This is a genomic window from Roseomonas alba, from assembly GCF_019430885.1.
Classification (GTDB): Bacteria; Pseudomonadota; Alphaproteobacteria; order Acetobacterales; family Acetobacteraceae; genus Neoroseomonas; species Neoroseomonas alba.
In genome coordinates, this window is the sequence record NZ_JAHYBZ010000010.1 from 78,042 (window position 1) to 98,359 (window position 20,318).

Annotated in this window: 15 protein-coding genes, 2 tRNA genes and 1 pseudogene; 8 read left to right on the forward strand and 10 right to left on the reverse strand. The window is 69.3% G+C overall.

What is annotated here, in order from left to right:
* Positions 1–211: 211 nt before the first annotated feature.
* A tRNA-Leu gene (locus KPL78_RS25040) sits at positions 212–298 on the forward strand.
* A 176-nt stretch (positions 299–474) separates the two neighbouring features.
* Here KPL78_RS25040 and KPL78_RS25045 read toward each other — a convergent pair.
* The 8 genes from KPL78_RS25045 to KPL78_RS25080 form a co-directional block, all read right to left on the reverse strand.
* A tRNA-Leu gene (locus tag KPL78_RS25045) sits at positions 475–560 on the reverse strand.
* 78 nt (positions 561–638) lie between these two features.
* Positions 639–2,390: a metallophosphoesterase family protein gene (locus tag KPL78_RS25050; protein ID WP_219765710.1), complete on the reverse strand. Its 1,752-nt coding sequence runs from the start codon at positions 2,388–2,390 to the stop codon at positions 639–641.
* 100 nt (positions 2,391–2,490) lie between these two features.
* On the reverse strand, positions 2,491–5,640 hold the full coding sequence (locus KPL78_RS25055) for an efflux RND transporter permease subunit (RefSeq protein WP_219765711.1): 3,150 nt from the start codon (positions 5,638–5,640) through the stop codon (positions 2,491–2,493).
* Positions 5,641–5,646: 6 nt separating this feature from the next.
* Positions 5,647–6,816, reverse strand: coding sequence for an efflux RND transporter periplasmic adaptor subunit (locus KPL78_RS25060; RefSeq protein WP_219765712.1), 1,170 nt, complete (start codon positions 6,814–6,816; stop codon positions 5,647–5,649).
* Positions 6,817–6,959: 143 nt separating this feature from the next.
* Entirely contained in the window at positions 6,960–7,790 is an 831-nt protein-coding gene (locus KPL78_RS25065; RefSeq protein ID WP_219765713.1) for a universal stress protein, read from the reverse strand.
* Positions 7,791–7,851: 61 nt separating this feature from the next.
* The gene (locus KPL78_RS25070; RefSeq protein ID WP_369412849.1) at positions 7,852–9,033 is read right to left on the reverse strand and encodes an MFS transporter; all 1,182 of its coding nucleotides are present in this window, start codon (positions 9,031–9,033) and stop codon (positions 7,852–7,854) included.
* Positions 9,034–9,037: 4 nt separating this feature from the next.
* Positions 9,038–10,432: an FAD-binding oxidoreductase gene (locus KPL78_RS25075; protein ID WP_219765714.1), complete on the reverse strand. Its 1,395-nt coding sequence runs from the start codon at positions 10,430–10,432 to the stop codon at positions 9,038–9,040.
* 5 nt (positions 10,433–10,437) lie between these two features.
* Positions 10,438–11,286, reverse strand: a complete 849-nt coding sequence (locus KPL78_RS25080; RefSeq protein ID WP_219765715.1) for a dimethylarginine dimethylaminohydrolase family protein — start codon at positions 11,284–11,286, stop codon at positions 10,438–10,440.
* Between the two features lie 227 nt (positions 11,287–11,513).
* On the opposite strand from KPL78_RS25080, the pseudogene KPL78_RS25085 reads away from it, so the two are divergent.
* The 3 genes and pseudogenes from KPL78_RS25085 to KPL78_RS25095 all read left to right on the forward strand — a co-directional run.
* Positions 11,514–12,161 (forward strand): annotated as a pseudogene (locus tag KPL78_RS25085) (HpcH/HpaI aldolase family protein); the annotation flags it as partial.
* Between the two features lie 3 nt (positions 12,162–12,164).
* Positions 12,165–12,629 (forward strand): acyl-CoA thioesterase, encoded by a 465-nt coding sequence (locus KPL78_RS25090; protein ID WP_219765717.1) that lies wholly within the window; start codon positions 12,165–12,167, stop codon positions 12,627–12,629.
* A 31-nt stretch (positions 12,630–12,660) separates the two neighbouring features.
* The gene (locus tag KPL78_RS25095; RefSeq protein ID WP_219765718.1) at positions 12,661–14,250 is read left to right on the forward strand and encodes a GMC family oxidoreductase; all 1,590 of its coding nucleotides are present in this window, start codon (positions 12,661–12,663) and stop codon (positions 14,248–14,250) included.
* Positions 14,251–14,552: 302 nt separating this feature from the next.
* On the opposite strand, the gene KPL78_RS25100 is transcribed toward KPL78_RS25095, so the two are convergent.
* Together KPL78_RS25100 and KPL78_RS25105 are read right to left on the reverse strand one after the other, a co-directional pair.
* The gene (locus KPL78_RS25100) at positions 14,553–15,044 is read right to left on the reverse strand and encodes a cupin domain-containing protein (RefSeq protein ID WP_219765719.1); all 492 of its coding nucleotides are present in this window, start codon (positions 15,042–15,044) and stop codon (positions 14,553–14,555) included.
* A 112-nt stretch (positions 15,045–15,156) separates the two neighbouring features.
* Positions 15,157–16,521 (reverse strand): chloride channel protein, encoded by a 1,365-nt coding sequence (locus KPL78_RS25105; protein ID WP_219765720.1) that lies wholly within the window; start codon positions 16,519–16,521, stop codon positions 15,157–15,159.
* Between the two features lie 263 nt (positions 16,522–16,784).
* Here KPL78_RS25105 and KPL78_RS25110 point away from each other — a divergent pair, with 263 nt between their 5' ends.
* The 4 genes from KPL78_RS25110 to KPL78_RS25125 all read left to right on the forward strand — a co-directional run bounded on the left by KPL78_RS25110 (position 16,785) and on the right by KPL78_RS25125 (position 20,100).
* The gene (locus KPL78_RS25110) at positions 16,785–17,066 is read left to right on the forward strand and encodes an acyl carrier protein (protein WP_168043808.1); all 282 of its coding nucleotides are present in this window, start codon (positions 16,785–16,787) and stop codon (positions 17,064–17,066) included.
* A 153-nt stretch (positions 17,067–17,219) separates the two neighbouring features.
* A complete protein-coding gene (locus KPL78_RS25115; protein WP_219765721.1) occupies positions 17,220–17,666 on the forward strand; it encodes a 3-hydroxyacyl-ACP dehydratase FabZ family protein in 447 nt (148 codons plus the stop codon).
* A complete protein-coding gene (locus KPL78_RS25120; protein WP_219765722.1) occupies positions 17,663–18,838 on the forward strand; it encodes a beta-ketoacyl-ACP synthase in 1,176 nt (391 codons plus the stop codon). Before KPL78_RS25115 ends, KPL78_RS25120 begins: the two co-directional genes overlap by 4 nt.
* On the forward strand, positions 18,835–20,100 hold the full coding sequence (locus KPL78_RS25125; protein WP_219765723.1) for a beta-ketoacyl synthase N-terminal-like domain-containing protein: 1,266 nt from the start codon (positions 18,835–18,837) through the stop codon (positions 20,098–20,100). The genes KPL78_RS25120 and KPL78_RS25125 overlap by 4 nt, the downstream gene beginning before the upstream one ends.
* The last annotated feature ends 218 nt before the right edge of the window (positions 20,101–20,318 follow it).

A 20,318-nucleotide genomic window follows, 5' to 3' on the forward strand; every position in this document is an offset into this window, starting at 1 on the left:
TCCCTGCCCCGGCTACCTGGGGGACGGCGCAGGCCCCTGCGACGGAACGTCGGATGCAGGCGGTTCAAAGGGGGTTGGGCGTCGACACGACGCCGCATCGCAGAGGGCGTTGAAGTGGCGTTGTTCGACCCAGGGTTGGCACGCTAGAAGACGGATTGCCGAGGACGTGTCGCCGGGTGCAAAGGGCGAAGGTCGGACTCGGCGGCAAGGCGCGGGCGTGGCGGAATTGGTAGACGCAGCGGACTCAAAATCCGCCATCCGCAAGGATATGTCGGTTCGAGTCCGACCGCCCGCACCACCCACAGGCTTTGCCCTCAGAAGAAGACGCCGCAGTGTCTGTTTTTGTCGGCGCGGATCCTAATACTTCGAAGGGCGAAGACGACTGACCTGGCGCTCCCGATCCTTCGTGTCCAGCGTCGTGAAGAAAATCGGGCCGAACCGCGTAGGCCGCGTCGATCCCCCTTGCCGAGCGTCTGGTGCCCGCCGCCGGACTCGAACCGGCATGACCTTGCGGTCTGCGGATTTTAAGTCCGCTGCGTCTACCATTCCGCCAGGCGGGCGCCGGTCTTTCTCGGCGGTGCAGATGGCCGCGATGCCGACCCTACCTGCTCGTCCGAAGAGGGACGAGTATCCTTGTACTAGGTGCCCTCTGTCACGGGGGGTTCGCCAGGCACCACGATCTTCGTCGGCGCCAACAGGGCCAGCCCGCCATCCTCCCGCGCCCCCAGCGCATGCAGCCAGAAATGCCGCTCGGCATCATCCATCGCCCCCATCATCGGCGACGGCGCCGAGAGAATGCGCAACCCGCCGCTCTGCCCCATCCAGTCCACATGCCGGTGCCCATGCATCACCAGGATGCGCGGTGCAAAGTGACGCAGTCGCTGCAACGCCCAATGCCCGTTGACCAGCGCCGTGCCGATCCGGTCGGCGAGTTTCGCGCCAGGCCGCGGATATTCCGCCAGGTGATGATGGATCGCGACCAGCCATCGCGCGGCCGGCCATTGCGCCATGGCGGCCTCCGCCGCCCGCAATTGATCCATGGCAAGAATACCGAGCGCATTGGTGAAGGAGAAATGCGTCTCGGCATTCGAATCGAGCAAGACCACGCCCAGCCCGTCCGGCGTCGCAGGCGGCGCGATCAACGGAAAGGCTTCGTTCCAGACCGCGCGTGCGGCGAGACCTGCCCGCATCCCGCCCGCATCCATGAAGCGCGCCAGCGCAGCGCCTCGGCCACCCGCTTCCAGCCAGGCATCCAGCGTCGGTCCGATCCGTCGGGTCGCCCGATCGACCACATGCACGCGCCCGCCCTGCAGCCGCGCCATGGCGGACAGGAACCGCAGCCGCCGCAGCGCCCCGCCCGGCGCCGTAGGCAATTCGAGCCGCGACGGGTTGGCACGATCCACGATGTTCACATCGTGGTTGCCGGGAATGATCAGGATGCGATCGCGCAGCGTGGGATGCCGGGCAACGGCCTCATCGAAGGCGATGAACTCCGCATTGCGCGCGGCATCGGTGATGTCGCCGGAGATAAGCACGACATCGATGGGCTGTTGTGCGTCCTCCGCCTCCAGCAATTCCAGCACGCGATCGAAGCGCGCATTCCCGCGTGGCCCATCGCGGCCGCACTCCAGACGGAAGCCATAGGCATCGCCGACCAGATGGATGTCGGACAGATGGGCGACGCGCCAACGCGCCTCACCCGGTTCCGGCGCAACGATGTCCTCCGGCGTACCCGCCAGAGCCTCGGCGATGCTCCAGGCCGGCGCGCCGATCATCAGATAGACGGCGATCACCCAGACCCCGTTGCGGATGGCGTCCAGCACGATGCCGGGAATGTCCCCACGGCCGAAGGCCGCGACGCGCAGCGTCGGCAGCGGCCCCGCCCACCAGGCGACTGCGGCGCCCAGCAGCGCAATCAGTACGCCGGCGAGCAGCCCCGCGTCGCGCCGCGTCACGGCAAGCGGGCGACCCGGCGCGGCCGATTCGACGGCGAGCCGCGTCGCCTCCCGCAGCGCGGTGTAGAGCGGCTGCACCAGGCCGGCATTCAGCGCCCAGAAATTCCGCTCCACGACGCGAAAGAGGATGCGCCCCCACCGCCAGGCGACGAAGCCCGCAATCAGGGCGAAGCAGATCAGCGCCGCGGCCACGCCGAAGCGCGCCACGCCGTGCCAGGCCGTGTCGCTCAGCCACACCACCACCTTCGGCATCGCCCCCAGCAGCAGGGCCGGCAGCACCAGCAGCATCGTCGCGGCGAGGACCAGCTTCGGCAGGCTGATCTCCAGCAGCATGCGCGAGGCATGGCCGAGCAGCGAATGGTGCGAGGTGCTCGAGGCATCATCCTCGAGGTCGCCCTGTCGTGGATCGGCGAAGCTCATGCCCAGGCCCTTCACGCCAGCATCCGACCCCGGCCAGTACGCGGCACGGCGTCGGTACACAAGCGCAAGTTCGGTCCGCGGCGGAACGGCCGCCAGGGGCGGCCGTTCGGCGTCGTCAGGCCTCGCTGCCCGCCGACTTGCGCCCGAAGCGCCGCTTCGACCATTCCCGCATGGTCTGGAAGACGACGTAGAGCATCGGGATGACGAAGATGCCGATCACCGCCGCCCCGATCATGCCGCCGAACACCGCCGTGCCCACCGCGCGGCGGGACAGCATGGCGGCCCCCGTGGCGAAGACCAGCGGCACCAGCCCCAGGACGAAGGCGATGGAAGTCATCATCACCGCCCGGAACCGCAACCGCGCGCCGATGATCGCGGCGTCGCGGATCGACAGGCCTTCCTCGCGCTTCTCCTTGGCGAATTCGACGATCAGGATGCCGTTCTTCGCCGCGAGAGCGATCAGCACCACCAGGCCGATCTGGGCATAGATGTCCAGCGACATATGGGCGACGAACAGCGCCCCGAAGGCCGCCAGCACGCCGACCGCCACGGACAGCAGCACCGGCACCGGGATGACCCAGGACTCATACAATGCCACCAGGAACAGGTAGGCGAACATCACCGCGAGGGCGAGGATGTAGACCGTCTGCCCAGAGGCGAGCTTTTCCTGATACGCCGTGCCGGTCCATTCATAGCCATAGCCGCGCGGCAGCACCCGGGTGGAGAGCGCCTCCATCGCCGCCAGCGCATCGCCCGAGGACACCCCGGGCCGCGGCGAGCCATTGATCGAGATGGCGCGATAGTTGTTGTAGCGGAAGATGGTCTGCGGGCCGATGCGCGTCTCGACATCGGCGACCGCGCGCAACGGGACCATCTCGCCGCGGTTGTTGCGCACACGGATGCGCCAGATGTTGTCCACGTCGCGGCGATCCTGCGCCTCCGCCTGGAGGTTCACCTGCCAGGTGCGGCCGAACAGGTTGAAGTCGTTGACGTAGAAGCCGCCCAGCGTCGCCTGCAGCGTGGTGAAGACATCCGAGATGCGCAGCCCGAGCGCCTGCGCCTTCTCGCGATCGAGGTTGAGGTAGAGCGTCGGGTTCGTCGCGTTGAAGGTGGAGAAGACGGCGGTGAGCTGCGGGTCCTGGTTGGCCGCCACCACCAGCGACAGCATGACCGCGCCGAGTTCGGCCGGCGGCCGCCCTTCATAGTCCTGCAGGATGTATTCGAAGCCGCCGCCGGTGCCGAGGCCGATGATCGGCGGCAGGTTGAAGGCGAAGACATTCGCCGTCCGCACCGCCTGGCCGGCCCCGAAGACGCGCCCGATCGCCGCCTGGACGGACATCGCTGCCGACATGCGGTCGGCGAAGGGCTTCAGACGTGCCACGAGGAAGGCAGAGTTGGACTGCGCCCCGCCATCGATCAGGGAGAAGCCGACGATCGCGAGCGTTCCCTGCACCGAGGGGATCTGCTTCAGGATCTCCTCGACCTGCACCACCGCCTCGCGGGTGCGGGAGACCGAGGCGCCCTGCGGCAACTGCACCTGTACGAAGAAGGCGCCCTGATCCTCCTGCGGCAGGAAGCCGGACGGCGTGATCTTCGACATCTCCCAGATGCCGAAGAAAAAGCCACCCGTCAGCACGATGGACAGGATCGCGACGCGCACCAGCCGCGACACGATGCCGGCATAGCGGTCGCGCACCCAGTCGATGCCCCGCAGCCAGCGTCCCATCAGCCCCGGCCGGTGCCCGCCGGCATGGGGATGCGGCCGCAGGAAGACGGAGCAGAGCGCCGGTGAGAGCGTCAGCGCGTTGATGGCACTGATCACCATCGCGGCGCTGATCGTCACCGCGAACTGCCGGAACAGCTCGCCGGACAGGCCCGGGATGAAGCCAATCGGCACGAAGACGGACAGCAACACCAGGGTGATGGCGATGATCGGCGCGGTGATCTGCGCCATCGCCTTCTTGGTGGCTTCCGCCGGTGTCAGGTGCGGCTCCTCCTCCATCACCCGCTCGACGTTCTCGACCACGACGATGGCGTCATCCACCACGATGCCGATGGCGAGCACCATGGCGAGCAGGGAGATGGTGTTCGCCGAATAGCCGAGCGACAGCAGGATGATGAAGGACCCGATCAGGCTGACCGGCACCGCGATGGTCGGGATGATCGTCGCCCGGAAATTCCCGAGGAACAGGAAGACGACGATGACGACGAGGATGAAGGCCTCGAGCAGCGTCTTGATCACCTCATGGATCGTGTCGTTCACGAAGTCCGAGGTGTCGAAGAAGATCCGGTGGTTCACGCCTTCCGGATAGCGGGAGCGCATCTCCTCGAGCGCCAGTCGGACATTCTCCGCCGCCGTCACGGCATTGGCGCCGGGCTGGAGGTACACGCCGAAGGTCACGGCCGGCTTGCCGTCGAAGCGGCTTTCCGTGTCCATGCTGGCCGCGCCGAGCTCGACGCGCGCGACATCGCGCACCCGCAGCACCGACCCGTCCGGGTTGGCGCGGATCAGGATGTCGCCGAACTGCTCCGGCGTGGTCAGCCGCCCCTGGGTCTCGAGGTTGATCTGGAACTGTTGGTCATCCGGCATCGGCCGGGCGCCAAGTCGTCCCACCGGCGCCTGGACATTCTGCTGCTGGATCGCCGCCACCACGTCAGAGGGCGTGAGGTTGAGGCTGATCAGCTTGTCCACCTCGAACCAGATGCGCATGGAGTAGTCCATGGCACCGAACAGGTTCACCTGCCCGACGCCCGGCACGCGCGCCAGCCGGTCGATGATGTTGATGGTGGCGTAGTTCGACAGGAACAGCGGCGAATGCTCGCCGCTCTCGGAATACAGGAAGATGAACTGCAGCACCGCCGAGGATTGCTTGCGGACGGTCACACCCTGCCGCTGCACTTCCTGCGGCAGGCGGGCGAGCGCCGCCTGCACGCGGTTGTTCACGTTGACGGTGGCAAGATCCGGATTGGTGCCGAGCTGAAACGAGACATTGAGGCTGTAGGACCCGTCATTGGCGCTGTTCGACCGCATGTAGATCATGCGGTCCACGCCATTGACCGACGCTTCGATCACCTGCGCCACGGTCTGTTCCACGACCGCGGCCGAGGCGCCGGGAAAGCGCGTGGTCACCGAGACCTGCGGCGGCACGATGTCCGGAAGCTGGGAGACCGGGATGCGGAGCATCGCCAGGACGCCGGCAAGCGCCGTGACGATGGCGATGACCATCGCGAGACGCGGACGGTCGACGAAGACGGCGGAGAACACGCGCGGTCAGCCCCGGCCCGGCGTGGCCCGTGGGCCTGGTGGTGCCCCGGCGGGCGCGGGATTCACCGGCTGGCCGGCGCGCACGCGCTGGATGCCCTCGACGATGACTTTCTCGCCGCCCTCGAGGCCCGCTTCGATCACCGCGGTCTGGCCGGAGGATCGCCCAAGCGTGACATTGCGACGCTGTGCGACGTTGTTCTCGCCCACCACGAAGACATAGGATCCCTGCTGGTCCTGCAATACAGCAGCACGCGGCAGGGTGATGGTCATCACCGGTTCCGCGCCTTCCAGAAAGACCGTGACGAACTGTCCATCCACCAGCTCGCGCGGCGTGACCGGCGTAGAGCCTTCGGTTTCGCGGCGGACGGGGTTCGGGATCAGCGCGCGGACCAGAATGGTGTCCGTGTTGCGATCAATCTGGTTGTCGACGAAGTCGACGCGGCCGACCTGGCCGTACATGCGGCCATCCGCCGTCCGGATGCGCACGCGCACCGCATCGGGTCCGCCGCGGCCCTCGAATCGGTCGCGCAGTTCCAGAGCCGTGCGCTGGCTGACGGTGAAGGCGACGCGCATCGGGTCCTGGCTGACGATGGTCGCCAGCGTGCCGGTGTCGGGCCCGACCACATTGCCGATGGTGAGGTTGGTGCGCCCGATCTGCCCGGCGATGGGCGAGACGATGTCGGTGTAGCCGAGGTTGATCTGCGCCACCCGCACCGCCGCCTGGGCCGAGAGCACCTGGGCCTGCCCCGTGCGTTCCGCCGCCTGGGCGTTGTCGAGCGCGACCTGCGTCCCGGCGCCCGTCGAACGCAGTTCCCGCGCCCGCGCCAGCGCGACGCGCACATTCTCGAGCTGCGCCTGGGCCGAGGCAAGATTCGCCTGCGCCTGTTCGAGCTGTGCCTCAAAGGGCGCGCGTTCCAGGCGGTAGAGCACCTCGCCCTCGGTCACGTCGCCGCCTTCGCGGAACAGTCGCTCCTGAATGAAGCCGGTGACGCGGGCGCGGATGTTCACGCGGTCCGTCGCCTCGACACGGCCGACGAATTCGCTCGTCTCGGTGATGGGACGACGTTCGGCGGTGACGACACCGACGGCAGGCGGGCCCTGCGGACCGAATTGAGCAGCGGCAGGCTGCACGCCGGCGAGGAGCAGAGCCAGCGCGCCGGCGACAAGGCGGTTCATGTACGTCTTCCAGACCAGAACGAGCGAGACATGTCGCGACGTCGTGCGGCGCGTCAAGCATGACGTGCCGCATGGCGTGCGGATAGGTGCCCCGCCATTGTGTGGTGCACGCCGCGCCTGCGAGCAGACGCGCCGTTACGACATCAATGCGTCACGAAGACGGGACAGGGCGCTGCGGTCAGCAGGCGCTCGGTCAGGGACCCGGTGAACAGGGCGCGCAGCCCGCGATGCTCATAGGCGCCCATCACCAGCATGCGGGCGGGCATGGCAGTCGCCTCGGCGAGCAGCGCCTCCAGCGGGTGGCTGCCTTCGACGGCCACCGCCTCGGCGGCAAGGCCATGGTGACGGAGATATGCCGCACCTTCCTCGGCCAGGCGCCGCGCTTCCGCCGGTTTGTCATCGACGGAGAGCACCCGGACGGCCGCCCCATCCCCGAGGCCGAGCAGCGCGAAAAGCTGCAAGGTCCGCATCGCCGGAACCGAGCCATCGTAGGCCACCAGGATGTCGCCCCCGACCGCCGGGCCAGGCGGGACCACCAGCAGGGGCCGGGCGCCCTCACGCAGCAGATCCTCGATCACCGGGGCCAGGCCCTCGTCATTCTGTTCCAGCCCCAGGGTCGAATCGCGGCCGATCACGATCACGTCATGAGTCGCGCTGGCCGCCAGCAGGGCGGGGGCCGGCGCGTCGGTCAGGCGCAGCCGCGTGAAGGGCGTTTCCTCGGCGGCCTGGGTGCAGGCGGAAAAGGCGGCCTCGGCCTCGGTCTCCAGGCGCTTCGCGCGGGCGGCGTCGCGGCGTTCCTTGAACGCGGCGGCGCCGGGCGGGACGGCCTCGTTCGCATCCTTCACATGCGGCCAGTCGAGCACCGTCGCCGCCGACAGCGTCGCACCGGTGGCGCGCGCCAGGGCGAGCGCCAGGTCCCGCGCCGCGACGGCGCCTGCGGTGTCATCGAGCGCGACCAGGATGCTGCGGATCATGCGATGGTGTCTCCGAGAGCCATGCTACCCGCCCTGCCCCGTATCGCCAACGCGGGCCGGCTCAGCGCGGCCCGGGCAGGCGCGGGAAGGCCAGGCTGACCAGGATCAGCCCCGCCGCGAAGACCAGCAGCGCCGCGCCGATGCCGCTCGCCGCCGCCGCGACACCGGAGATCGCCTGCATCACCGCCGCCCCCCCGAAGAAGGAGATGTTCATCGCCGACAGCGCGCGCCCGACGCGTTCCGGCGGCATGGCCGCGCGCACCAGCGCGAAGCAGATGACCTGGGAGGAGATCAACAGCCCGAAGACGGTCAGCAGCACCGCATCGGCGGCCACACCCCAGCCCAGCAGCCCGCCGGCCACGATCAGGATGATCGCCAGCGCCGCGCCGAGATGCCCCGCCACCATCAGCGCGGCGCGGTGACGCTGGAAGCGCCGTTCCAACACCCCGGCCAGGGCCGGTCCCGCGATCAGCGCCGCCGTGCAGAACAGCAGGACATTGCCGGCGGGAACGCGGGCGAGCCCCTTCACCTCCATCAGCCACGGCCCGCCCCACAGGCCACGCACCCCGAGCACCGCGGCGAAGGAGGCGAAGGCGATGACCACCGGCCCGCGGATCGCGGACGAGAGCAGGAGGCCGACGACGTCGCGCGCATCGTCCAGCACCCCGCGTCGGGCCTGGAGCGGGGCGCTAGTCTCACGCACCACGGCGAAGACCGCGACCGCCGCGCCGATCGCGAGCAGCGCGCAGGCGACATACCCCGCCCGCCAGCCGGCATGGTCCACCAGCAGCGCCAGGGGGCTCGCCGACAGCAGCATGCCGGTATTGCCGAAGGCCTGGATCACCCCGCCCCACAGGCCGAATCGCTGCGGCGGCAAGGTCTTCGCGGCATAGGTGACGGGACACATCAGCATCCCCGAACAGCCGATGCCGAGCACGATCTGTGCCACCAGCATCGACCACGGCCCCATCGCCACGGCGCCGAGCGCCGAACCCACCGCCGCGATTGCGAGCAGCGCGAGCGCCGTCGGCTTCACGCCATAGCGGTCGAGCGCCACGCCCACCGGCAGCATCGCCAGTGCGAAGGCCGCCGGAAAGGCACCCGTCAGCGCCGCAAGCCCATCCGCCGTGACACCGAGATCCCGCTGCAAGACATCCGCCGCCATCGCCGGCAGCGTCCGCACCGCGTTGGAAAACACATGCCCGAGCGTGAGCGCGAGTACCGACAGCCCGAGCAGATCCACGCAGTCAGTTCCTGAACATTTTCCCCGGATTCAGGATACCACGCGGATCGAGGCTCGTCTTCAGCCCGCGCATCACGGCCAGTGCCTCGGGCCCATGCTCCTGCTCGAGGAACTCGCGCTTGCCGAGGCCGACGCCATGCTCGCCGGAGCAGGTGCCGCCCAGCGACAGACCTTCCGCGACGATCGAACGGTCCAACGCCCAGGCCTGCTCCAGTCCTTCCTGGCTGCCCTCGGGGAACAGGATCAGGCAGTGGAAATTGCCGTCACCGACATGGCCGACGATGCAGGAGGTGAGGCCGCTCGCACGCGACTTCTCCTTCGCTCCCAGCACGGCTTCGGCGAGGCGCGAAATCGGCACGCAGACATCGGTGGTGATGCCGCGATGCCCCGGCTTGAGCGCGACCGCCGCCCAATAAGCATCGTGCCGCGCCTGCCACAGCTTGGTCCGCGCTTCCGCATCCGTCGCCCAGGCGAAGCCCGAGGCGCCGAAATCGGTCGCAATCGCCTCGACCGCCTCGGCCTGCTCCTTCACCCCGGCCTCGGTCCCGTGGAACTCCAGGAACAGGGTCGGGATCGCCGCGAAGCCCTCGAGCTTTGAATACTTGATGCAGGCCTCCATCTGGTCCTCATCGGCCAGTTCGATGCGCGCGACGGGAATGCCGGACTGCATGACGGTGATGACCGTCTCGACCGCGGCGGCGAGGGTGGGGAACTGGCACACGGCGGCCGAGACGGCCTCGGGGATGCCGTGCAGCCGCAGCCGCACCTTGGTGATGACGCCGAGCGTGCCCTCGGACCCGATGAACAGCCGCGTCAGGTCATAGCCGTTGGACGCCTTGCGCACCCGCCCGCCGGTCTGGATCACGCGGCCATCGGCCAGCACCACTTCGAGCCCCAGCACATTCTCGCGGATGGTGCCGTAGCGCACCGCATTGGTGCCGGAGGCGCGGGTCGCGCACATGCCGCCGATGGTGCAGTGGCTGCCGGGATCGACCGGGAAGAACAGGCCCTTGTCGCGCAGGAAGGCGTTCAGTTCCTGCCGCGTCACCCCCGGCTCGATGAGGCAGTCCATGTCCTCCTCGTTCACCTCCAGCACCGCCTTCATGCGGGAGAGGTCGAGCGAGACGCCGCGCCGCACCGGATTCACATGGCCTTCCAGAGAAGTCCCCGCGCCGAAGGGCGTCACCGGCACCCCGTGCTGGTGGCACAGGGCGAGCAGTCGCGACACCTCCTCGGTCGTCTCCACGAAGGCGACGGCGTCGGGCAGGGTCGGGGTGGTGGTGTCCTCGCCGCGGCTGTGCTGCTCGCGGACCGAGGCGTTGGTCGACATCCGGTCGCCGAGGAAGCCGCGCGCGGCGGCAATGACGGCATCGACGGCTGTGGTGGTGGTCGCGCTCATGGGGCTCACTCCTCCCGCTGGAGCGGGCAGGTCAGGCAATGGGGTCCGCCGCCGCCGGCGGTGAACAGGGACAGTTCGGGGTCGAGGACGGTCAGCCCCTCGGCCCGCAGCGCGGCATTCAACCGCGCCGAACCGCGGGCGGATACCACACGCCCGGCCCCGAGGGCGATGATGTTGCAGCCGAGCGTCATCGCCTCGCGATACGGCACATCGATGCAACGGATGCCATGCCCCGTCAGCCAGACGACGAAATCCGGGTCCAGCACGTCGAGGCAGGCGACCGCGAGATCCGGCGCGGCCAGGCAGAACAGCACGTCGAGATGCAGGAAATGCTCGTCGAAGCTCTCGATACGCACCTCCCAGCCTTCCGCGCGCAGCCAGGACGCGAATTGCTCGGCCCCCGCGAGGTCGGTGCGCCCGCCCGAGGCGCCGACGCAGGCGACTCCCGGCTTCAGGATGTGGATGTCGCCGCCCTCCAGCGTGCCTGCGCTGGATTTCCGCCAGAAGCACCCATCATGGAAGTCGATCAGAGCAGCATATTCCCCGCGCCGCTGCGGCCGCTCGAGCTGGCACAGCACCGGCCCCCACGGTGTGACCACCACGGAATCGCGCGTATAGGCCATGTAGGGCAGATGCGGTTCGGGCGGCAGAACATGCACCCGCGCCCCGCCTTCGCGCAGAGCCGCGACGAGTTCGCCATGCTGCGCCGCGAGCGCCATGGCCGAGGGCTGCTGCGCCCCAGCCAGGGTGCGCCGGACGATGCTGTTGGTGGGGATCCAGCGGTAGTGGTCGGGCGGGCAGACCAGCACATCGGTCAGCACGCCCGTCTCGGAGGAGACGCTCCAGGGGCTCATGACCCGCACCCTGCCCCCGCCGTCCCGGCGCGTCCAGAAGCCGGTTTGACGAGGTCCCGACCGCGTCCTAGCGTCCCTGCCATAGCAGCCAGCACAAGAGAGGAAGCGGCACCATGGCGAATGCGGTGAAGGAAGCGTGGAAGGCCGGCAAGGCCGTGGTGAATGGGTGGCTCGCCATCCCGAACGCCTTCTCCGCCGAGATGTATTCGAAGTGCGGCTGGGACAGCGTCACGGTCGACATGCAGCACGGCGTCCAGGACTACCTGTCCTGCGTGGCCTGCTTCCAGGGCATCCAGCCCTCCGGCGCGGTGCCGATGGTGCGCGTGCCGTGGAACGAACCGGGCATCGTGGGCAAGGTGCTCGACGCCGGCGCAATGGGCGTGATCTGCCCGATGGTGAACACTGCCGCCGAGGCCCGCGCCCTGGTGCAATACAGCAAGTATCCGCCGGCCGGCACGCGCTCGAACGGCCCGATCCGCGCGGGCGCCTACGGCTCCTCGGGCAACTACCAGAAGACGGCAAATGACGAGATTCTCGTCATCCCGATGATTGAGACCAAGACCGCCATCGAGAACATCAAGGAGATCCTCGACGTCCCGGGCATCGATGGGATCTACGTCGGCCCGTCGGACCTCTCCTTCTCCTATGGCAAGGAGCCGAAGCTCGACGTCGAGGACCCCGAGATCCTCGCGATCTACGACATGCTGCTGGCGGAAACCGGCAAGCGCGGCATCGCCGCCGGGCTGCACAACGGCTCCCCGGCCTATGCCAACAAGATGATCCAGAAGGGCTTCAAGCTGGTGACCATCGCCAACGAGGTCGGGCTGATGTGCCAGGCCGCGACGGCGGCCGTGAAGGCCGCGCGGGGCGGCTGAGGCATGGACGGCGCGGCTCCGCGGCGCCCGAGCCGCGCCGATTTCCGGTTCTTCCTGCCGCATCGGGTTCGCTACGTCGAACTCGACACGCAGGGCATCGTGTTCAACGGTCACTACCTCGCCTGGTATGATGAGGCCGTGTCGGACTACATCCGTGCCGCCGGCTATTCCGACGAGATGCGGGTGACGGGCGCCGATTTCCACGTCGTTCGCGGTCTGGTCGAATACAAGGTTCCGATCGGCCGCAAGGCGGAGATCGACATCGCCGCGCGCTGCACCCGCATCGGGCGCTCCTCCATCGCCTTCCTGCCGGCAGTCTTCCCGAAGGGCGGCGACACGCTGCTCGCGACCGGAGAGATCGTCTGGGTGCTGACCGACCAGGCGACGCGCCGCCCGATCCCGATCCCGGACGCCCTGCGCACCATCCTTGGGGTCTTTGAGGGGATGGATTTCGGCGCCGGCCCGTAGGACGCTGCCGCAGAACAGCGGAATATCGGGGATGGAAACGGATTTTCTCGTCATCGGCGCCGGCTCGGCCGGCTGCGTCGTCGCCGCACGTCTGGCCGAGGCCGGCCGTCGCGTCACCCTGCTCGAAGCCGGGCCCAAGGACCGCCATCCCTGGATCCACATCCCCGCCGGGATGCTGAAGCTCCTGCAGAACCAGAAACTGGTGAACTGGGGCTATGTCGCCGAACCCGACAAGGCGGTGAACGCTCGCGAGATCCGCTGGCCGCGCGGGCGCACGCTGGGCGGGACGTCGTCGATCAACGGCATGCTCTATGTCCGCGGCAATCCGGCGGATTTCGACATCTGGGCGCAGATGGGCTGCCGCGGCTGGTCTTATGCCGACGTCCTGCCCTTCTTCCGCCGCAGCGAGACCTACCGCAACGGCGGCGACCCTGAATACCGCGGCACCGATGGCCCGTTGCAGGTGGAGGACTACCGCACCATCCTGCCTCTGACCCATCGCTTCATCGAGGCCGCGCAGCGGGCCGGCCATCCCTTCCGCAAGGACCTGAACGGGGCGGAGCAGGAGGGCGTCGGCTATTCCCAGATGACGCGCATCGGCCGCTGGCGCGGATCGACGGCGCGCACCTACCTCGCCACCGCCGGCGACCGCGTGCAGGTGGTGACCGAGGCCCAGGTCGGCCGCCTGCTGTTCGACGGCCGGCGCTGCACCGGCGCCGAATACCGCCAGGGCGACGCGCTGCGCCGCATCACCGCGACGCGCGAGGTCATCCTGTGCGGCGGCGCCGTGAACTCACCGCATCTGCTGCAGATGTCCGGCATCGGCCCGGCAGAGCATCTGCGTGCGCTCGGCATCGCGGTGCTGAGCGACCTGCCCGCGGTCGGCGCCAATCTGCAGGACCACTTCGTGTCCCGCGTGCAGCATCGCGTGAAGGATGGCGTCAGCACCAACCAGCTCGCACGTGGCCTGCGTCTTGCCGGGGAGGTCGCGCGCTTCTTCCTGCGCGGCAATGGCGCGCTGACCTTCGGCGTCACCACCGCCCAGGTCTTCGCCCGGTCGCGCGAGAGCCTGGCCAGCCCCGACCTGCAATTGCTGTTCACGCCCGCCTCCTACGCACTCGGCCAGTTCGGCGTGCTCGAGAAGGAGCCCGGCATGACCTGCGCCGTCTGCCCGGTGAAGCCAGACAGCCGCGGCACGGTGCTGGCGCGCTCCGCCAATCCCTTCGACAAGCCGGCGATCCGGCCGAACTACCTCTCGGCGCGGTCGGACCAGGAGCTGCTCGCCGCCGGCATCCGCATGGTGCGCGCGATCTTCGCGCAGGCGCCCATCGCGCAGCACAGCGTACAGGAAATCCTGCCCGGCCCGGGTGTCGCCTCGGATGACGAACTGCTCGCTTTCAACCGGCAATACGGCACCACGATCTACCACCCGGTCGGCACCTGCCGCATGGGCGAAGGACCGGATGCGGTGGTAGACAGCCGGCTGAAGCTGCGCGGCTTCGACGGGCTGCGGGTGATCGACGCATCGGTGATGCCGACGCTGACCACAGGCAACACCAACGCGCCGACCATCATGATCGGCGAGAAGGGTGCAGCAATGATCATCGAGGACGCGGCCTGAACCTGTCGGCGGGGGCCAGCGGGCCTCGGTCCTGATTCGGGAAACCGGGAGAGGCCTTGTTCCTCCGGGCGCGTGCCTGGTGCTGTCGTCGCAGAACTGGAGGGGCAACGCCCCTCCGTTCCCACCACAGCCAGATCATCGGGACAGTCTGAGCCGGGCGCCGCGCCGCAGGAAAAGGACCGGAACGCGCACGGTGCATCCCACAAGCGGGGCGTGCCGGTACTCCAGACCATCCGAGCGAATACGGGAGTTCGACATCGGCCGATGGCAGGAGGCACGGAGGCTCCCTGCCCCGGCAGGCTTCACATATTGTGGTCGTTCTGGTCGTGCAGCAGATCCGCCGAGATCAGCACGACCCGCCGGTTGGTGTGGTTGCGCCACCAATGCGACGTCACATGCGTCTCGGACGCGACGTCGCCCGCGCCGTGAGTGATGGGCACCGCGCAGTTCGACGCATATTCCACGATCGTGCCCTCGACGATGTAGATCAGTGCCGGGCGGTCGCCATGGCTGTGCCAGGGCACGGTTCCGCCGGGTTCGATCACCAGGCGACGCATGCGGAACTGGCGGCCCTGGATCGCGGCGGGCTCCCGCGCCACGTCGATCGAGGCGATGACCGTGTCGGTCACGCCGCGCGCCGGCTCGGTTGATACCGGACGCGCATCGGGGCGGCGCTGGTCGTCGGGGCAGGCGCCCGCCTGCGCCCCGGCGGCGCCCAGCAGACCGGTCAGGAGAAGGGCCGTGAAGCCGACGCCACGGCGCAGCGTCGGGCGGTACCGGATCGAATCCGTCATGGGATGAGTCCTCCATCAGCAGATGACCCGCCTGTCGCGGGACGGTCCGGAGGATCGGGTTCCGCGCGCGAAGCCTCCAATGCCGATCCGAAACGGACTCGATGCCGCCGGCCTATGTGCCGTCCGGGCGATGATCCTGGGACATCGCCGCGATGCATGCCGGGCGGGCGGCGCGGCTCTCGCATAGTCGCGCCGTCGCCGAGGCCAGCCCCACCGCGATCAGCATTGGCACCGCGAAATCGTGATCCGCCCCTGTGAACTCGAAGCCGAGCGTGATGGCGGTGATCGGCATGCGCTGCGACACGGCCAGGAAGGCCACCGCCCCGACCAGGGCGAAGGCTCCCTGCTCCACCGGCGACGGCCAGAGATGGCTCCATGCCATGCCCAGCAGCACGCCGGTCAGCGCCCCGATGGACATGCCCGGCGTCAGCAGCCCGCCCTCGGCGCCGGCGCGCAGGCAGGCCGTGGTCGCCAGCACCTTCAGCACCAGCAGCGTCGCGGCGAGGCGCAAGCCGAGATCACCTTCCAGCCCAAGCTGGATCGGCCCCTTGCCGTTCCCAGGCAGGGCCGGGAAGGTCATGGCCAGCACGCCGATGCCCGCGAAGACGGCCAGGCAGAATGGGATGATCCGGGCGTCCCGCGGTGCCGCCGCCCGCGCGCGCTGCGTCAGCCTCGCGAAGAGCCAGCCGCCGAGGCCGAAGACCGGCCCTGCCACCGCGGCCCAGGCCAGCAGGGAACCGCTGATACCGATCCGCGCCAGGCTGTACTGGTAGATGTCGCCGATCCCCACCCAGGCGATGCAGGCGGCGATGACGCAGCTCACCATGGCCGGCACCGCCACCGACAGCGCGAAGCTGCCGAGCAGCACCTCCAGCACGAAGATCGTGCCGCCCAGCGGTACGTTGTAGACTGCGGCCAGCCCCGCCCCCGCGCCGCAGGCGATGACGATGCGCATCTCCTCCCGCGACAGGCGCAGCAGGCGGGCGACCCGCCCGACCAGCAGGGCCGCGAGTTCCCGCGGCGCGACCTCCCGCCCCAGGGTCGAGCCCATGGCCACGGTGACGATCTGCAGCAGCACATGGCCGAGGGTCGCCCCGGCCGGCATGACCTTGCCGGGATCCGCCACGGCCGCCGAGATCGGGACCAGCTTGCGTCCGAAGCGGTACACCGCCCACCAGCCAACCCCGGCCACGGCGCCGGCGGCCGCGAGCACCTCCAGCCGCCGCTGCGGCGCGGCCCCCGTCACGCCGTCGAGGAAGGTCTCGCCGCCCACCAGCATGGTGAGGCTGTAGCCATAGGCCAGGTGCTGGATCGCGTGCAGCAGCAGGGCGAGCGACACGCCCGACACCCCGCCCGCCACCCCCGCCAGCAGTACGGCGAGGGGATAGGCGACGGCATTCCGCCGCGCGGCGCCCGCCGCCTCGGCCGAGGGGGCAGCGGCCGAATGATCCGGCGACATCGGGGCGGTCGGGGTCACGACGGCTGGGCTCCTCGGCGCCGCGTCACCGCGGGATCAGGGCGGGCACGGCCTGCCCCGAGGGTCGGGGCAGTCGCCGCCCGGGTCAATCGGCCGGTCCGCGATCCGTCCTGCCTTTCCGCAAGGCCGGTGCCGCGGCGTCGGGTTTCGATAGCCTTCCGAAACACCAGGGCGGTGCCCGAAACTTGCCTTCCGCCCCCATTCGCGCCAAAGACGCCCCCCAATCCCTATTCCCACCCCGGATTCCCTACGGAGGGCCACCCATGGCCTCGTCCTTCGACCGCATCGCCGACATCATCGCCGAGAACAGCGAAGTGCCGCGCGACAAGATCCTGCCGGACAGCCACGTCATCAATGACCTGGGCATCGACAGCCTGGACTTCCTCGACATCGTCTTCGCCATCGACAAGGCCTTCGGCATCAAGGTGCCGGTCGAGGCCTGGACGCAGGAAGTGAACGCCGGCAACGCGCCGGCCGAGCAGTATTTCGTGATGAAGAACCTGGCCGCCCGCATCGACGAGCTGGTGGCGGCCAAGGGGGGCTGAGACACCGTTTGAATGTCCGGCACCGGCCCGCACCCCTCTCGGCCGCCCATCGAGGATACTGCCGATGGGTGGCCGAGAGGGGTGCGGGCCGGTGCCGGACACGGAACGGCGCCAATCGGCGCATTTCCGAACGGTCACTGAAGGAGTGCGGGCGTGAAGCTCGAATACTTCCAGATGATCGACCGCGTCGCCGCGCTGGAAGGCGAGGCGATCGTGGTCGAGAGCACCATCCCCGACGCCTCCCCGGTCTTCGAGGGCCATTTCCCCGGCTACCCGCTGATGCCGGGCGTGCTGCTGGTCGAGACGATGGCCCAGGCCTCGGGTTGGCTGTTGCTGAAGCTCATGGACTTCGAGCGCATGCCCTTCCTGATGGGCGTGAAGGAAGCGAAGTTCCGCTCCTTCGTCGGCCCGGGAACGCCGGTGACAGTGCACGCGCAGCGCCTGCATGACGGGTCCGGCTATGCCGTGACCAAGGCGCGCATCGAAGCGAATGGCAAGCGCATCTGCGACGCGGAGCTGACCTTGCGCATCATGGATTTCCCCGCCCCCGAGCTGGCCGCCGCCATGCGTCAGCGCGGGCAGGAGCTCGGCCTCGCATGAAGAAGCAGGACGTCGTCATCACCGGCATCGGGCTGGTCTCCTCGCTCGGCGAGGGGCCGGACGCGCATTGGGACGCGCTGTCCCAGCCCGGCACGAAGCCCGTGGTGGACGAGGCAACCTTCGCGCCCTACCCGGTGCATCCGCTGCCGGCGCTCAGCCTCGACAAGCAGATCCCGAAGAAGGGCGACCAGCGGCAGATGGAGCCCTGGCAGCGCCTCGGCACCTATGCCGCCGGCCTCGCCATCGACCAGGCCGGCGCGCGAGACCTCGTCTCCGACATGCACCTCATCGTCGCCGCCGGCGGCGGGGAGCGCGACATCGCGGTGGATGAGGCGGTGGCGACCGCGCTCTGCACCACGCCCGCCGAGGAAACCGGTCCGATCCTGAACGAGAAGCTCGGCACGGAACTGCGGCCGACGCTGTTCCTCGCGCAGTTGTCCAACCTTCTCGCCGGCAACATCTCGATCGTGCATGGCGTGACGGGGTCGTCGCGCACCTTCATGGGTGAGGAAGCGGCGGCCGCCGACGCGGTGCGCATCGCCGCCGCCCGCCTGTCCGAAGGCCGCGGCGGGATCGCGCTGGTAGGTGGGGCCTATGCCTCCCAGCGCTGGGATCTCGCACTGCTCTATGGCTCGGGCAATGCGCTTTGGCGCGGGCCCTTTGCGCCAGTGTCCGCGCGTCCCGGCGATGGCGGCTTCGTCGGAGGCGCCCTCGGTGCCTTCCTGGTGCTGGAGACCGCGGAACACGCCGCAGGGCGCGGCGCGACGCCGCTCGCGAAGCTGTCCGGTGTCGCAACCGATGCCGCGCACAATCGCCCGAACCCCTCCGCCGCCGCGGCCAAGGCGCTGTGGCAGAAGCTCGGCGCGCCCTCGGGCAGCCTGGGCGTGCTGTCCGGCATGACCGGCGTGCCGGATGCCCGCGCCGCCGAGGAGGAGTTCCTCGCCGGGTTCGGCGACGCGGCCATCCGCCGCACCGGCACCTTGCTGGGCCACGGGGTCGAGGCCACCTTCCCCGCCAACGTCGCCCTCGGCGCCCTGGCGCTGTCACGCGGCGGCTTCTACCCCGCCATGGACCCGGCCGATGCCGGAGACGGCGCGGTGGAGCGCATCCTCGTCACCGGCTTCGGCCAGTGGCGCGGAGAAGCCCTGGCCCTGTTGGAGCGCGCGGCATGAAGGATCATCTCGGACGGCCGCTTGTCGCCGTCACCGGCATCGGCATCGTCACCCCGCTCGGCTGGGGCCGCGAGGAAAGCTGGGCCGCGCTCAAGGCCGGCAAGTCCGGCATCAGCCGCATCCGCCGCTTCGCGGTGGACAAGCTGCGCACCACCATCGCCGGCACCGTCGAACTGCCCGAGGAAGCGGAAGGCGCACCCCCCGTCTCCGCCGCCGTGCGCGTGGAACGCATGGCCGAGGCCGCGGTGACGGAAGCCCTCGCCCAGGCGAAGCTCGGCACCGCGGGCGCCTTTCCCGGCCCACTGATGCTCGGCATGCCGCCCGTGGAGCTGGAATGGCCGCAGCGCTTCGAGCTCGCCCGCCAGGCGAACGGCTCCGGCGCCTATCCGGCCATCACCCAGGTCGCCACCGGCCGGCGCGACATCTACGAGACCTTCATGTTCGGCGGCGTCGGCGAGCGCCTGGCCGCGCGCTTCGGCACCACCGGCGCGCCGATCGCGCTGACCACGGCGTGTGCCACCGGCGCCTCCGCCATCCAGATGGCGGTCGAGGCGATCCAGCGTGGCGAATCCGACGCGGCGATCGCGCTCGGCACCGATGGGTCCGTGCAGCCGGAAGCGGTGATCCGTTTCTCGCTGCTCTCCGCCCTCACCGCCCGCAACGACGCGCCCGAGAAGGCGTCCCGCCCCTTCGAGAAGTCGCGCGACGGCTTCGTGATGAGCGAAGGCGCGGCCGCGCTGATCCTCGAAAGCCTGGAGCACGCGACGGCACGCGGCGCCGAGGTCCTCGGCATCATCGCCGGCTGCGGCGAACGCGCGGACAGCTTCCACCGCACCCGCTCCAACCCCGACGGCCACGCCATCATCGGCGCCATGCGCAACGCCATCACCGATGCGGGCCTTGAGCCCGCCGACATCGGCTACGTCAACGCGCACGGCACCTCGACGCCCGAGAACGACAAGATGGAGACCCTGGGCATGCGCGCCGTCTTCGGCGACGCGCCGCCGCCCATCTCCTCCAACAAGTCGATGATTGGACACACCCTGTCCGCCGCCGGCGCGCTGGAAGCGGCCTTCAGCCTGCTGACCATCCGCGACCAGGTCCTGCCGCCGACCATCAACCACGACGAGCCGGACCCGACCGTGATGCTCGACGTGGTGCCGAACGTCGCGCGGCCGGTGTCCGGGCTGAAGCACGTGCTGTCGAACTCCTTCGGGTTCGGCGGGCAGAATGTTTGCCTGGTAGTGAGCGCGGCGCCTTGAGCCGAGGAGGGGCTTCGCCCCTCCCCGGACCCCACCCCACCAAAGGCCGAAAGGCCTTTGGAAACCTCCTTTAGCGCTGGTGTACCTGCGGGCCGGTTGTGCCCGGCCGACAGGGCATTGCCGGACTCTGGGGGCGGCGGATCGCTTCCCGTCTGGGAAGGCCCGATCACCCGGCACCCGGTTGAGGTCTGCGAAGGCCTTCCCTGCATCTGCTGGCG